This is a genomic window from Mycobacterium branderi (assembly GCF_010728725.1).
Taxonomy (GTDB): Bacteria; Actinomycetota; Actinomycetes; order Mycobacteriales; family Mycobacteriaceae; genus Mycobacterium; species Mycobacterium branderi.
This window is the reverse complement of the sequence record NZ_AP022606.1, coordinates 2,727,734-2,741,188: the sequence shown is the minus strand read 5'-3', so window position 1 is coordinate 2,741,188 and position 13,455 is coordinate 2,727,734. Positions and strand designations below refer to the sequence as shown.

Below are 13,455 nucleotides of genomic sequence, written 5' to 3'. Positions count from 1 at the left end.
GCGGCCAGGAGACGCTCGTGACGATCACGACCACCGACCAGACGCAGACCACCGACTTCGACGTGTTGATCATCGGCGCCGGGATTTCGGGTATCGGCGCGGCCTATCACCTCAAGACCCGCCGGCCGGGCACGTCGTTTGTGGTCTTGGAGGCCCACGACTCGATCGGCGGTACGTGGTGGCTGCACCGATACCCCGGTATTCGATCGGACTCGGACATGCCCACCTTCGGCTACAGCTTCAAGCCATGGACACACCGCAAGTCGATCGCCGATGGGCATATCATCCTGGACTACTTGCAGCAGACCGTCACCGAAAACGGTCTGGGCGAGCACATCCGGTTCGGCTACCGGGTGCTCACTGCGGAGTTCTCCTCGGCCGAGGCACGGTGGACGGTCGCCGCCGAACAGTCCGGCACCGGTGAGACAACGACTTTCACCGCCCGCTTCCTGTTCCTGGGTACCGGATACTACGACCACCAGGCGGGTTTTCGCCCCGAGTTCGCTGGTGTCGAGGACTTTGAGGGCCAGCTGATCCACCCGCAGCACTGGCCGACGGATTTGGACTACACCGGCAAGCGCGTGGTCGTGATCGGTAGCGGCGCAACAGCCGTCACGCTGATCCCGTCGATGGCCGACAAGGTGGGCCACATCACGATGCTGCAACGCTCGCCGAGCTACGTGTTCTCGATTCCGGCCGAGGACCCGCTCGCCAATACCCTGAACAGACTGCTCGGCCATGACCGCGCGTACAAGATTGTCCGGCGCAAGAACATCGCGATGAGCCGCGGCATGTTCAAGGCGTGCAAGCGCGCTCCAAAGTTGATGCGCAGGCTGCTGATCGCCAACGTGCGCCGGCAGCTGCCCAAGCACTTCGACGTCGACACCCACTTCACGCCGCGCTACGACCCGTGGGACCAGCGGCTGTGCATGGTGCCCAATGGTGATCTGTTCAAGGCGATCTCGTCCGGAAAGGCTTCGGTGGTCACCGACCGCATCGCCCGGTTCACCAAGACCGGCATCCTGCTGGAGTCGGGCCAGGAGTTGGTTGCCGACATCGTCGTGACCGCAACGGGTCTCAACATGTCACCCTTCGGCAAGATTGCGCTCAGCGTCGACGGACAGCAGGTGCATCTGCCGGATACGACGATCTACAAGGCGATGATGCTCTCCGGTGTGCCCAACCTGGCGTTCGCGGTCGGCTACACCAACATCTCCTGGACACTCAAGGTGGACTTGGTTTGCGAGCACTTCTGCCGGCTGCTCGACTACATGGACGCTCACGGCTACGGCACCGTCGAACCGGTGCTCGACGATCCGGACATGGAGCGGGTGCCGGCGATGGACATGAGTTCGGGCTATGTGCAGCGGGGAATCGCGAACTTCCCGCGGGGAGGCACCAAGGGCCCATGGGCGTTTAAGCACGCCTACGAGCTCGATGCCGAACGCCTGCGCGAGGGCCCGGTCGAAGACGATGCGCTGAAATTCACCCGCGTCAAGCCGGTTCTGGTGCGGTCATGAAGGACTTCACTTTCCCCAGCCACGGAATCAGCTGCGCCGCCTGGCATGTCCCGGCCAGCACCGACGCGCTGGCCGACGCAGCCGGCCGGCCGTGCGTGGTCATGGCACACGGCTTCGGCGGCACCCGCGACAGCGGACTGCTGGATTTTGCTAAGCCCTTCGCCGACGCCGGTATCGACGCGCTCGTGTTCGACTACCGCGGATTCGGCGACTCCGAAGGCACGCCCCGCCAGGATGTTTCGGTCCGACGTCAGCGCGAGGACTACCACGCGGCCATCGCGGCGGCCCGGCACCTGCCCGGCGTCGATCGAGACCGGATCGCGTTGTGGGGATTCTCGTATGCCGGTGGGCATGTCATCGCGGTCGCCGCGCAGGACCCGCGCGTCGCGGCGATCGTGTCGATGAATCCGGCCACCGACGGGGTGGCCACGCTGGCCCGGATGGTGCGCCGCGGAGAAGGCGGTCTCCTGGCGCGGCTTACCGGACATGCATTGTGCGACATGGCCAGAGCCCTCACCAAACGCACGCCGCACGACGTGCCGGTGGTCGGGCAGCCTGGATCCACGGCGATCATCACCGCCCCCGGCCTCGAAGAGGCCTATTACGCGATGGCCGGCCCGACCGCGCGCAACGAGGTCTGCGCCCGCCACGCGCTCCAGGTGGCAGCGAACCGTCCCACCACGTTTGCCAGCCGTCTGGCGTGCCCGATGCTCATGCAGGTCGGCACCAACGACGCGGTCGTACCCCCCAGTGCGGCGCGGCGCGCCGCCAAGAAGGCCGGATATTGGGCGCAGCTGCGGGAATACCCCATCGACCATTTGGACGTCTTCGGAGTTCCGTGGCAAAAGCAGGCGCTGGCGGACCAACTCGAGTTCCTCACCCGCGTGCTCGATCCCGCACGGGCAGCCGACGTTCACCTTCGATCTGCCGCCGAGCCAATGCGAACCGGCCACCTGGTTCTGAAGTTGCCGTGGCTGGCTTCTTAGCCGAAACAAAAGGAGATGGCAAAGACCATGACTAAGAGAATTGTCGTCATCGGGGCGGCCGGCGACATGTCTTGCCTCGCGATCGAGCGTTTCGCGGAGGCCGCAGCAGGTGTCGACTGGAAGCTGGAGTTGTACGACATCCGGCCGGAAGCCCTCGACGGCCTCGTCAAGAAGCTGCCCGCCGGGAAGGCGACCGTCGGCTCATTTGACCTCTTCGACGGGCCCGCTCTTCGCAGCGCGATCGAGGGAGCCGCACTCGTCGTGCTCGGTGCTGGGCCCTACATCCGCACCGCCGAGCCGGTCATGGAGGCGTGCATCGAGAAGAAGGTGCCCTATCTGGATCTCGACGATGATGAGGCCAGCACGCGCGCGGCGCTGGCACTCGATGCCCAGGCGAAGGACGCCGGCGTGCCGATCCTCATCGGCTGTGGTGCGTCGCCCGGATTCACCAATGTGATGACGGCCGATGCGGCCCGCGATATGGATGTTGTTGAGCGCATTGACATCTGCTGGGTGACCGGTGACGAGGGGCCGGTCCCGTTCGGACGGGCGGTGCTCGATCATGCGATCCGGGGTTTCGCCGGGCCGTGTCAGACCTGGGAGAACGGCCGCGCCGTTCAACACCAGACGTTCCTGGAGACCGATGTGTTCGACGTCGGCAACTCACTCGGCGACGCCTACCGGTTTTGGGAGTGTGCGCACCCGGAGCCGGTGACGATGCCGCGGCGCTGGCCGGGCGCCGACAGGATTCGGGTGCTGGGTGCGCTCGACCCGCCCCCCACCAACGGCATCATGCGCGGCGTCGCCGTGGCCGTGCAGCAGGGCAAGATCTCGATGGACGAGGCCATCGACTTCATCAACGACCTCGTGACCGACAAAACCGGCTCGCTCAAGGTGTGGCGGCACGCGTTGGCGGGGCTGTGGGGCACCATTCGCCGCGGCGAGATCAGTGCGGCTGAGGTGGCGAAGTTCCTGGCGATGTCGGCGGCTCGCAAGCACCCCCCGTTCCGCGGGACCAACTATGTGCGGGTGACCGGCAAACGCGATGGGCTGCAAGTGGTTTCGGTGCGTCGGGCGCCTGTTAGCGGGCCCGGCACGCCATGGACCACGATGGCGTCACTTACTGGTTCGGCCACCGCGGCGTTCATGGTGTTAGCCCTCGACGAGCTGGGCGAACAGTCGGGGGTCTTGGCGCCGGAGGACTGGGTCAACCCGGAGACGTTCTACAAGACGCTTGCAGCCACCGGCCGGGCGCCGCTCCACGAGGTCGTCGAGGCAGTGGTCACGCCCAGCACCGCATTGACGCCGGCGCCTGCCGCCGCGCCGAAGGAGTAGCAATGGCAAGCAAAGCCTTGACGTACTCGGCATTGACATCCACCGGGTGGGTTGACGAACCCACCGACTTCGCGCCCGCACTCGACGGCGAGATTCGGTGCGATGTGGCGGTGATCGGCGGTGGCTATACGGGCATGGCGGCGGCGCTGAGGCTGGCCGAGCGCGGCGCCGACGTCGCCGTCCTCGAGTCCGGGTTCTGCGGCTGCGGCGCGAGTTCGCGCAACGCGGGCCAAATGACAAACGGATTGGCGGGCGATCCCGGGCTCCTGCATCTGCTCTATCGCCGGCGGCTTCCCGGGCTCGTTCGCTATGCCGAGAGCGCGGCCCACTTCACCGAGCGGTTGATCAAGGGCCTCGGAACAGATTGCGATTACGAGCCGACAGGCAACGTTTTGGCCGCCGTGTCCACTGGACAACTTCGGCGGTTACGCAAAGGCGCACAGATCGTGCGAGACGCGGGGGGTGAAGCGGAGTTCGTCGACGGCAGCGATTTCGGTCTGCCCGAAGCGTTCCCGGGCGGCATCTTCGAATGCGGCGGCGGGCTACTGAATCCCGGAAAGTTCGCGCTCGGTCTCCGCGCTGCCCTCCTTGGATCCGGTGCGCGCGTCTTCGAACACACCGCCGTGCAGGCGGTCAACTCCGAGAGTTCCGGCATCATCGTTAGCACGCCTGACGGTCGGGTCCGCGCCGATCGGGTCCTGCTCGCCACCAACGCCTATTCCCGCGATTTGGCCGTTACCCCGAAGCGGATGGTCACGCCGTTGTGGACCAGTCTGGCCGAGACCGAGCCGATCGCACCCGACCGCCTGGCAGAGCTCGGCTGGCATAGCCGGGCCGGCATCGCGACCGCGAGCACCATCCTGGAGAATTACCGGCTCACGCGGCGCGGAACAATCGTCTTCGGTACCCGCCAGCTGCGGACGGCGCCGCGCACGCCACTGGGCCCGCGCACTCCGCCACCGGCGGTCGTGTCGGACATGATCCGGGGCTTCCGCGAGAGATTCCCGTCGCTTCGCGACGTCGGCGTACAGCAAGCGTGGGGCGGGTGGATCGCGATGACGACGTCATTCCTGCCGGTCGCTGGAGAGGCGACGAAGAACGTTTTCTACGCGATCGGGTGCAACGGCCATGGCCTCGCCCAGACGCCCTACCTCGGCACGCTGCTCGCCGACCGGATCGCCGGCGACCCGCTGCACGACAACCTGTGCGCCGTCTGGCGACCGCGGCCGCGGTTTTTTCCCGCTCCTGTCTTCGGCGCTCCGGCGTTGCGCGCCCTCTGGGTGAGCGACCGGATCGCCGACCAGTTCAACCGCCGCAAAGACTGATCCCATTCTCGGCCATATGAGCGTGCTTCTCGCCGCGGCCAAGATGCACTACGACATTGTGCTCAACCCGGTCCTGACGGCGATGCGCCAAATCGACTGCGCACTCACGGATTCGAGCGTGCACTGAGGGAGGGCTCGGAGCAAAAATCCCGCCGTGGATGCACAGTCGATGGCGCGGTGCGCTACCGCGAACGCATTGGTGTGAAGTCCCGCACATCCATCCGAAACTTATATCCCTGCGGCATCAGCGATTTCGTGAGCCTTGTGCACCAGCGTATCGATCCATGCGGTGGTGGGAGTTCCTGCGGCTGCCTTGTTTTGCGGCTGCTCCATCGCTCGGCGCATGACGCCCTCGGCGATGATCGCCAGCTTCCACAATCCGAGCGCGTGCCAGTACTGCAAGGCGGCTGCGTCGCGACCGGTCTCTTCCAGGTACAGCCTTGCCATTTCCGCGCGATCGGGAAACCCCTGCAGCGTCGACGGGGCAAAGTCACCGCCCGTCGTCTCACCGGGCTGCGGCCAGTAGGTGAGCAGGCTGCCCATGTCTGCCAGCGGATCGCCCAGTGTGGACAGCTCCCAGTCCAGCACTGCGGCCACCTCGCCGGTCTCCCATGAGATGACCAGGTTGCGCAGATGAAAGTCGCCATGTACCAGACTGATTTCGCGCTGCTCGGGAACCGCAACGGCAAGCCGGCGGGTCAGATCGTCCAGTTCGGGCAACTCCCGGGTCTTGGACATGTCCCACTGCCCCGCCCACCGCTTGAGCTGGCGCTGCGCGTACGACTTGTGGCTGGCCAAATCCGCGAGTCCCACCGTAGTGAGGTCGACCGCGTGGATCTTCGCCAAGGTGGTCGGCAGGGACAGGGCGATCTGGCGACGCTTGTGCTGTGGCAATGCCTCGGCGACATCCATCGTGTCAACAACCATGCCGTCGACGAACTCCATCAGTACCAGCGGCACGTCGGAGAATTCCGAATCCGCTGTCACACCAAGGATTCGAGGGACTGGTACGTCGGTGTTAGTCAGCGCTGCAATGATTTTCGCTTCGCGCATTACATCGTGGGCCGATGCCAGCAGATCACCTAACGGCGGGCGGCGCAGCACCCAGGCGCGGCCAGCGGCGTCGGCGGCGCGATACGTCAGGTTCGATTGCCCGAGGCCGATCCGCTGAAAATGCAGTGGAGGCACGAAGTCGATGCCCAGTGTCGCGAGCCAGTGTGACACCGCATCGACGTCGACGCCGACAACCTCTTGCGTCTCAGGCATGGACAGACGCACTTGCCCGGAAGAGGGCGGCGTCGCCGAGGCGCTGCCCGCCGTCGATCACGAACGTCTCCCCCGTCACCCAGCTCGCCGCATCGGAGACGAGAAACGCGACGGCCGAGCCGATGTCTTCGGGTTCACCGATCCGCGCCAACGCGGTGGCCGAATTCAACTGGCTCTCTTGCTCTTTCCACAGCGCCTCAGCCAGTTTCGTGCGCGCCACACCCGGGGCGACCGCGTTGACCCGCACCTTGGGCGACAACTCAAGTGCCAGCTGCTTGGTCAGGTGGATCAACGCCGCCTTCGACGCGTTGTACAGCCCGAGGTTCGCTTCGAAACCCATTCCACCGATGGAAGCCATATTGACCACCACCCCGCCGTGCTCGCTCATCCATGCGCGTGTTGCCAGCGACGTCCACAGGATCGGCGCCCACAGGTTCACGTCGAAGGTCTTGGCGAAGCGGGCATGGTCCTGGTCGATGAGCGGGCCGTAGGACGGGTTGGTGCCCGCGTTGTTGACCAATATGTCGACACTGCCGAAACGTTCCAGCGTCACGTCGATGCAGCGTTGGGCGGCTTGCTCGTCGACGGCGTGCGCCGCGACGCCGATCGCGTTGCCGTATACCTCGTCCGCCCCGGCGTCCGCGGACTCCTGTCGACGCGCCGTCAAGACGACGTTACCGCCCGCTGCCGCAATCGCTTGCGCCGCAGCCAGACCGATGCCGCGGGAGGCGCCGGTGATGATTGCGGTGCGCCCGGTCAGGTCCAGTCCGGCCATGTCACTCCACCTTCTGGTCGCGTGCTATTTGCGCAAATCCTGTGCGGCGATGGCCCGCTTGCGCACCTCAGCCGAGGTTCGTTGGTTGCTCTCGTGCAGCGCGCGATAACCGAAGTAGTACACGGTCAGCTGGGTGGCCCACGTGGTGAGGGCCAAGATGTAGAAGATCGTGTGGTGTTGATCGTCGCCCGGTATGTGATAGAAGTCGTACATCCCTGCGATCGCGGCCGCTGCTGCCGTGGCGAGCGTTACGGCTATCGCGGTGCGGTATTCACCGATTCTCCACAGCCGCCACGCGAAATAGAGCAGGAACACGGTGGTGAGCGCGTTCATCACGACATAGAAGATTGCCGCCTTCAGCCCGAGGTCGTGGGCGAAGAACAACATGACCAGTCCCCCGGCGATGGCGAGCGCGAAGACGCCGACGTCGAAGGGCAGCGACGGCTTGAACCCGTGAGTCACCATCATCAGACCCAGGACGAGAATCACAGTGATTCCGATCGACCGGGAGAACGCGTCCAAGAAGAAAGCCAGGTAGTACATCGGACTGGTTTCCTTGCCGCTGAAGAGCCCCCAAGCCAGGAAATTGGTCCCCGAAGACCCCACGATGATCCATTCGAGGCCGAGCAGGTAGTTCTTGTAGTCGCGGATGAACTTCCAGCCGTAGGTAAGCCCGGCGAAGATCATGAAGATATCGGCGAGTGCGAACAGTGCGGTTTTGAGATCCATGGTCAACCTTTGTGTCGAGGCTTGATGACACCTACTGCGTGGCGTCGAGGATTTCGTCGCGCGGGGTGCCGACACGTTCGAGTGCCTTGTAGAACCGCTGCGGCTCGGCCCATTCTTCGGGCGTGAACACCCCTGCGCGGGCTTCGGGCCCGTCGTCGAGGGCGACAACCATGAACGCGGCGCACGCCGTTCCCGTCACCGCTGCCATGTCGGCGAACAGGTAGGTGCCGGGACCGCTCACCGGGGTACGGCGGGTGACCACCGTGGGTATGCCGTTGCGGAGACCGGTCACCTCGACCTTCAGGCCCGATTTGTAGGGGAAGGTGTGGCCGACCGCCGCCAGCGCAAGGAACTTGATCAGCTCGGTGCGCGTCGCCTCCCCGGTGCGCACGAGGTTGCGCATCCCGGAAAGGGCGTGGCGCCAGCCCTTCACGCTGCCGAACTTGTTGGTCAGCAGCGCCTCCAGGAAATCGATGGCCGTCTCCATGGGCATCTCGCCCTTCTGCACGGCCAGGCCCACGCCGCGGACAAGACCGTTGTAAGGTGCCGGATCCAGGCCGCCGAAGCAGCGAATGTTCTTGGCATCCGGGTATTTTCGTGGCAAGGTCACCGGCTCCGGGTGAGCGGTCTCGTGCACCATGGTCAGCCCGAGGCCGCCACCCATCTCCGTCCAGCGGGTCTCCAGCCACGACTGGTGCATCACCGGTCCGCCGTTCTGCCAGGTCATGCAGGGGCCGGCGGTGAGGCGCAGCATGTGGTCGAGGACCGCGCGGCCGATGGATCCGCGCTCGTCGCCGACCACCCAATACACATCGATGTTCTCGACACTGTCCAGTTCGCCGGCCGCGTCGGCGACCATGACGTTGGTAATGCCCGGCGAAGCGCCGCAGCCGACGTAGAACGGCACTCCGGCCGTCCCGGCGTCTTCGTGCAGACTCAGTGCGTGCAGGGTGCTCTCGATGTCGTCGTCGAAATCGAGATATGGCACTTTGGCCGCCAGGCACGCCTCCATCACGGGGCCGGCGGTGCGGTTGTAGGGACCGGCACCGAGCACGACGAGCGCGGCCCCCTCGATCGCCTTGCGAAGCCCCGCGGCGTCGTAGAGGTCCAACCGTGCGGCGGTGGCCAGCCCGGGCGGCAGCTTCTTGATCAGCTGATCGAGGAGCTCGGGACGAATGTCGTAGAGCGCCAGCTCCCAGTCGCCCTCGGCAACGACGAACCGCTCGATGGCCAATCGGCACATCTCACCCGCGGCGCCGATGAAGACGACGCGCTTCTTGGCACTCGTACTGGTCATGAGCCTCCGTCTGGCAAGGCGTGGTGCGTTTCACCGTAAGCCTGGACCATCCGCTGCGACATGTACGTACGCCTTGACTTTCCATCAAGATATGTGCGGAAACACATCGACTTTTGCGCATGGTGCAAATCACGATGGAAAGTAGCCCGAAGGACCGAACGGGAAGCTAATCGTGACCAGCCTCAGTGAGAACCTGAACGAGCTGCGCGAGTATGTCAAAGCCCGCGCGGCCGCCTGCAGGTATCCGCGCCAAGTTTGGCTGGTCGACGCCCTGCCCAAGGGACCGACCGGCAAGATCCTCAAGCGCGAAATAACTACTCCCGCTAGTGAGGGCATCCGATGACCGCGACCAAACCCGACGAACTGGCCGCGCCGTTAGATCTGCTGCTGACCAGCGCCACCCGGCCGTTCGCCCGCCGCATGATGCCCAACGCGGTGTGGGCCCGGTTCGGTGCGAACCTGGCCAAACAGCCCGGCGCGGTGGCCGGTCGGGCCGGGACACTCGTCCGCGAGCTCGGGAGCATCGCGGTGGGCCGATCCCACCGTGCGCCCGATCGGGCCGACAAGCGTTTCAGTGATCCTGCCTGGCAAGGAAATCCGCTGCTGCACCGGATCATGCAGGCCTACTTGGCGGCTGCCGAGACCGGCGATGGGTTGTTGGACGACGCCGGGCTGGATTGGCGCGACGCGGAGAAGATGCGCTTCGTCGTCGACAATCTGGTGGAGGGACTGGCGCCCACCAACAACCCGCTGATCAGCCCGCTGGGCTGGAAGGCGCTGATCGACACCGGCGGGCTGAGCGCCGTGCGCGGCGCGAGAGCCTTTGTCCGCGACATGCTTTCGAAACCCCGAGTGCCGGCGATGGTCGAGCCCGACGCGTTCGCGGTGGGTGAGACGGTGGCGATCACCAAAGGCGCGGTGGTGGCACAAACGTCGATGTTCGAACTGATCCAGTACGCGCCGCAAACGCCGACTGTGCGGAGTATTCCGCTGCTGATCGTGCCGCCGGTGATCAACAAGTTCTACGTCCTCGACATCGCGCCCGGGCGGAGCCTGATCGAGTACTTTGTGCAGCAAGGCCAACAGGTGTTCGTGATCTCGTGGCGCAATCCGCAAGCCCGGCACCGTGATTGGGGCTTCGATGCCTACGGCTCGGCGATCATCGAGGCACTGGACGCGGTGCAGAAGATCGCCGGGGCCGACAGCGCACATCTGCTGGCCACCTGCTCGGGCGGGATTCTGGCGGCGATGACCGCCTCGCATCTTGCCCAGATCGGCGAAGCAGACCGGATCGCTGGGCTGACCCTGGCGGTCACCGTGCTCGATCAGACCCGGGCGGGGTTCGCCTCCGCGGTAATGAGTGAGCGGGCCGCGCAGGCGGCGATCCGCACGTCGGCCAAGAAGGGTTATCTCGACGGGCGTGCGATGGCGGAGATGTTCGCCTGGCTGCGGCCGACCGATTTGGTATGGCGCTACTGGGTCAACAACTACGTGCAGGGCAGGCCGCCCGCCCCGTTCGACGTGTTGTTCTGGAACGCCGACACCACCCGGATGACCGCAGCACTGCACCGCGACATGGTGCTGATGGGCGTGCACAATTCGCTGGTCACACCTGGCGCGGTGAGCATGTTGGGCAGCCCGGTGGACCTCTCGAAGGTCACCGCGGACGCTTACGTCATCGGTGGCATCGCGGACCACATTTCGCCGTGGCAGGCCACCTACCGCAGCGCGCGTCTGCTCGGCAGCAAGGACAACCAGTACGTCCTGTCCACCAGCGGTCACATCGCCGCGCTGGTCAACCCGCCCGGCAACCCGAAAGCGTCGTATCGGACTGGCGCAGTGGACGCCGAAGACCCCCAAGAGTGGCTGGACACCGCGCAGAAGTTCAACGACTCGTGGTGGCCGCACTACCTGGCCTGGCTTGCCGAGCGCAGCGGTCCCGAGGTCGATGCTCCGAAAACGCTTGGCGGGGAGGGCTTCCCGCCCCTGGGTCCCGCACCGGGCACATACGTGATGGAAAAGTAAGAACGATATGGGTGCATCGAGCGTGCATCGTCGCCGTCTTCGTGCGGTGCCGTTGAGCCAGTTCGGCGAAGACCACTACGTCGCGGCTGGCGGCCAACGCATCCGAGTGAACCTGCGACAGGGAACCGGCGTTCCACTGGTGCTGTGCAACGGCATCGGCGCGAGCCTCGAAGTATTCGACCCTCTAATCGAGCAGCTCGATCCCAGCTCGACTGTTGTGCGATTCGACGTTCCCGGCGCCGGTGGATCGCCGTCATCCGTTGCGCCCTACGGATTTCCCTATCTGGCGTGGGTGCTGGGCCGGGTGCTGTCCGCGCTGGACATCGGTGTGGTCGACGTGCTGGGGCTGTCCTGGGGTGGAGCGCTGGCGCAACAGTTCGCCTTCCAAAACCCGAAGCGATGCCGGCGTCTGGTTCTTGTGGCGACGGGCACCGGGGTGCTGATGGTGCCCGCCCGCCTGCGGGTCCTGACGAAAATGCTTACCCCACGCCGGTTCTCCGATCCGGACTACGCCGCATCGATCGCCGGCGAGCTCTACGGCGGGACCGTCCGCGCGCACGGCGCGGATGTGGCGCGGCTATATGCGCAGCAGTTGCACGCTGGATCCAAGATCGGCTATCTACACCAACTGCTCGCCGGTTCAGTGTGGACGAGCCTGTTCGCCTTGCCCGCCATCCGGCAGGACACCTTGATCGTTGCGGGCACCGACGATCCGATCATCCCGGTCATCAACGCGCGCATCATGCACGCACTGCTGCCGCACTCCCGGTTGCACTTGCATTCGGGCGGCCACATCGACCTCGTGCACAACGCGAGTGAATTAGCACCCGTCATCGACGCGTTCCTGCGCCCACGTTGCGAACGACCATGAGCAACGTCAACATCGCTACTTCCGACATCTGGCGCGTTCAATCCGGAAGAGTTTGACTTCGGCGCTCAGCCGGTGAGCAACCGGGCGGCCACCGAAAGTCTCGCCGGCTGGTAAATTCGAGCACGATTCGAGATCGGCTCAGTTGAGCTCCCAGCTGCCAAAGTCGCTTACGCATACGCGACAAAACAGAGCGGAGAGGTGTATGGCCAACAGCCTCGCATCCCCTCAGAGCTCCAGCCGCCAGTCGATCCCGTCGACAGCCCAAGCACGTGCACGCTCGGCTGGGGTGCAGCGTCGCGGAGTCGAGCGTGTGCAGGCCATCCTCGACGCCGCCGAGGCGTTGCTCGACGAGCAGGGCTACGAGGCTGCCACCCTCAAGGCGATCGGTGAGCGGGCGGGCATTCCGACAGCGTCCGTCTACCACTACTTCGCCGACCGGCATCAGGTCGACGCCGAAGTCCTGCGACGCCACCTGCGAGAGGTCGACGAGCGCGTCGCCGCTTCTATGAGCAGTCCCACGGTGCGCACCTTGCGCGACGCAATCGATGCGGCCGTCGACCCGCTGCTCGCCTACTTCCGGGAGCACCCCAGCCTCGTCCAGCTGTGGTTCAAAGGCCGTAGCTCGACACTGAGCGAACTGGACGAGGCATTCGACCTATCGCAGGCAGAGCAGCTCTGGCGTTTGCTCATCGAGCGCAACCTCATCCGCGCCGACACCCCCCAATTCGTCGTACAGCTCGCCTATGAGGCCGGCGACCGACTCTTTGACGTCGCATTCTGGCGCTCTCCCAAAGGCGACGACGCCACAATCGACGAAGCGCGACGCCTCGTCACCGCCTATCTGGAGACATACGCACCGCAGGCTCAACACCCAGGCGACTAAGGCAGCTGCCCGTCAGGTGCTGTGGCTCACCGCGGCCGAAGTGCACGAACCAGCGCCGGCAACCATTCCCGGTCGGCGGGCACCCAATCGACGTCGTGCAGGTCGGCCAGAGTGACCCAGCGCAGCGCGCGATGGTCGTGCGGATGGGGTTCGCCGCGCAAAAGACTCACCCGGTAGGCCCGCAGGACCGTCGTCGCATTCAGCGCTACGTCGCCGCCCAGCCGTTCGCCGACCGCGACGTCGACGCCGAGTTCCTCGGCCAGTTCGCGGGCCAGCGCGTCGGATTCGGTCTCCCCCGCCATCACTTTGCCGCCGGGCAGTTCCCAGCGCCCGGCCAGTTCCGCAGGCCGATGCCGTTGTGCCACCAGCACCGCCGCATCCGAGATGACGGCACCGGCCACGACGATCTGGTTCGGCATCGTCGTGACGGTATACCGTCGGTG

General features: G+C 65.4%; 13 protein-coding genes. 8 read left to right on the top strand and 5 right to left on the bottom strand.

Annotated features, from left to right (window positions below):
- Positions 1-17 precede the first annotated feature (17 nt).
- From G6N47_RS14155 to G6N47_RS14140, 4 genes are read left to right on the top strand one after another with little or no spacing between them, the layout of a single operon-like run.
- Positions 18-1,520 (top strand): flavin-containing monooxygenase, encoded by a 1,503-nt coding sequence (locus G6N47_RS14155; protein ID WP_083132967.1) that lies wholly within the window; start codon positions 18-20, stop codon positions 1,518-1,520.
- Positions 1,517-2,506, top strand: coding sequence for an alpha/beta hydrolase (locus G6N47_RS14150; RefSeq protein ID WP_083132968.1), 990 nt, complete (start codon positions 1,517-1,519; stop codon positions 2,504-2,506). Before G6N47_RS14155 ends, G6N47_RS14150 begins: the two co-directional genes overlap by 4 nt.
- A gap of 27 nt (positions 2,507-2,533) precedes the next feature.
- Positions 2,534-3,841 (top strand): saccharopine dehydrogenase family protein, encoded by a 1,308-nt coding sequence (locus tag G6N47_RS14145; protein WP_083133108.1) that lies wholly within the window; start codon positions 2,534-2,536, stop codon positions 3,839-3,841.
- Between the two features lie 2 nt (positions 3,842-3,843).
- Positions 3,844-5,166 (top strand): NAD(P)/FAD-dependent oxidoreductase, encoded by a 1,323-nt coding sequence (locus G6N47_RS14140; RefSeq protein WP_083132969.1) that lies wholly within the window; start codon positions 3,844-3,846, stop codon positions 5,164-5,166.
- A gap of 228 nt (positions 5,167-5,394) precedes the next feature.
- Here the strand turns inward: G6N47_RS14140 and G6N47_RS14135 are convergent, their stop codons facing one another.
- The 4 genes from G6N47_RS14135 to G6N47_RS14120 are packed head-to-tail and all read right to left on the bottom strand — an operon-like array spanning position 5,395 to position 9,233.
- Entirely contained in the window at positions 5,395-6,432 is a 1,038-nt protein-coding gene (locus G6N47_RS14135) for a phosphotransferase family protein (RefSeq protein WP_083132970.1), read from the bottom strand.
- Positions 6,425-7,207 carry an SDR family oxidoreductase gene (locus G6N47_RS14130; protein WP_083132971.1) on the bottom strand — a complete coding sequence of 261 codons (783 nt, stop codon included), beginning with the start codon at positions 7,205-7,207 and terminating at the stop codon, positions 6,425-6,427. Before G6N47_RS14130 ends, G6N47_RS14135 begins: the two co-directional genes overlap by 8 nt.
- Before the next feature lie 24 nt (positions 7,208-7,231).
- Positions 7,232-7,936, bottom strand: coding sequence for a transporter (locus G6N47_RS14125; RefSeq protein ID WP_083132972.1), 705 nt, complete (start codon positions 7,934-7,936; stop codon positions 7,232-7,234).
- Between the two features lie 31 nt (positions 7,937-7,967).
- Positions 7,968-9,233 (bottom strand): saccharopine dehydrogenase family protein, encoded by a 1,266-nt coding sequence (locus tag G6N47_RS14120; protein WP_083132973.1) that lies wholly within the window; start codon positions 9,231-9,233, stop codon positions 7,968-7,970.
- Positions 9,234-9,405: 172 nt separating this feature from the next.
- Between G6N47_RS14120 and G6N47_RS14115 the strand changes: the two genes are divergently transcribed.
- From G6N47_RS14115 to G6N47_RS14100, 4 genes are all read left to right on the top strand, one after another.
- The gene (locus tag G6N47_RS14115) at positions 9,406-9,576 is read left to right on the top strand and encodes a hypothetical protein (protein WP_163659454.1); all 171 of its coding nucleotides are present in this window, start codon (positions 9,406-9,408) and stop codon (positions 9,574-9,576) included.
- Positions 9,573-11,258, top strand: coding sequence for a PHA/PHB synthase family protein (locus G6N47_RS14110; protein ID WP_083132974.1), 1,686 nt, complete (start codon positions 9,573-9,575; stop codon positions 11,256-11,258). The genes G6N47_RS14115 and G6N47_RS14110 overlap by 4 nt, the downstream gene beginning before the upstream one ends.
- A 7-nt stretch (positions 11,259-11,265) precedes the next feature.
- Positions 11,266-12,129 (top strand): poly(3-hydroxyalkanoate) depolymerase, encoded by an 864-nt coding sequence (phaZ, locus tag G6N47_RS14105; RefSeq protein ID WP_083132975.1) that lies wholly within the window; start codon positions 11,266-11,268, stop codon positions 12,127-12,129.
- Between the two features lie 202 nt (positions 12,130-12,331).
- On the top strand, positions 12,332-13,012 hold the full coding sequence (locus G6N47_RS14100) for a TetR/AcrR family transcriptional regulator (RefSeq protein WP_083132976.1): 681 nt from the start codon (positions 12,332-12,334) through the stop codon (positions 13,010-13,012).
- 26 nt (positions 13,013-13,038) lie between these two features.
- Here G6N47_RS14100 and G6N47_RS14095 read toward each other — a convergent pair whose 3' ends face one another.
- The gene (locus G6N47_RS14095; RefSeq protein ID WP_083132977.1) at positions 13,039-13,431 is read right to left on the bottom strand and encodes a (deoxy)nucleoside triphosphate pyrophosphohydrolase; all 393 of its coding nucleotides are present in this window, start codon (positions 13,429-13,431) and stop codon (positions 13,039-13,041) included.
- Between the last annotated feature and the right edge of the window lie 24 nt (positions 13,432-13,455).

Excerpts from the sequence above, each read along its gene's own strand:
- G6N47_RS14150 (WP_083132968.1), top strand. The coding sequence starts at position 1,517 with ATGAAGGACTTCACTTTCCCCAGCCACGGAATCAGCTGCGCCGCCTGG.
- G6N47_RS14145 (WP_083133108.1), top strand. The coding sequence starts at position 2,534 with ATGACTAAGAGAATTGTCGTCATCGGGGCGGCCGGCGACATGTCTTGC.
- G6N47_RS14100 (WP_083132976.1), top strand. The coding sequence starts at position 12,332 with ATGGCCAACAGCCTCGCATCCCCTCAGAGCTCCAGCCGCCAGTCGATC.
- G6N47_RS14125 (WP_083132972.1), bottom strand. The coding sequence starts at position 7,936 with ATGGATCTCAAAACCGCACTGTTCGCACTCGCCGATATCTTCATGATC.
- G6N47_RS14120 (WP_083132973.1), bottom strand. The coding sequence starts at position 9,233 with ATGACCAGTACGAGTGCCAAGAAGCGCGTCGTCTTCATCGGCGCCGCG.
- G6N47_RS14130 (WP_083132971.1), bottom strand. The coding sequence starts at position 7,207 with ATGGCCGGACTGGACCTGACCGGGCGCACCGCAATCATCACCGGCGCC.
- G6N47_RS14110 (WP_083132974.1), top strand. The coding sequence starts at position 9,573 with ATGACCGCGACCAAACCCGACGAACTGGCCGCGCCGTTAGATCTGCTG.
- G6N47_RS14095 (WP_083132977.1), bottom strand. The coding sequence starts at position 13,431 with ATGCCGAACCAGATCGTCGTGGCCGGTGCCGTCATCTCGGATGCGGCG.
- G6N47_RS14135 (WP_083132970.1), bottom strand. The coding sequence starts at position 6,432 with ATGCCTGAGACGCAAGAGGTTGTCGGCGTCGACGTCGATGCGGTGTCA.
- G6N47_RS14140 (WP_083132969.1), top strand. The coding sequence starts at position 3,844 with ATGGCAAGCAAAGCCTTGACGTACTCGGCATTGACATCCACCGGGTGG.
- phaZ (WP_083132975.1), top strand. The coding sequence starts at position 11,266 with ATGGGTGCATCGAGCGTGCATCGTCGCCGTCTTCGTGCGGTGCCGTTG.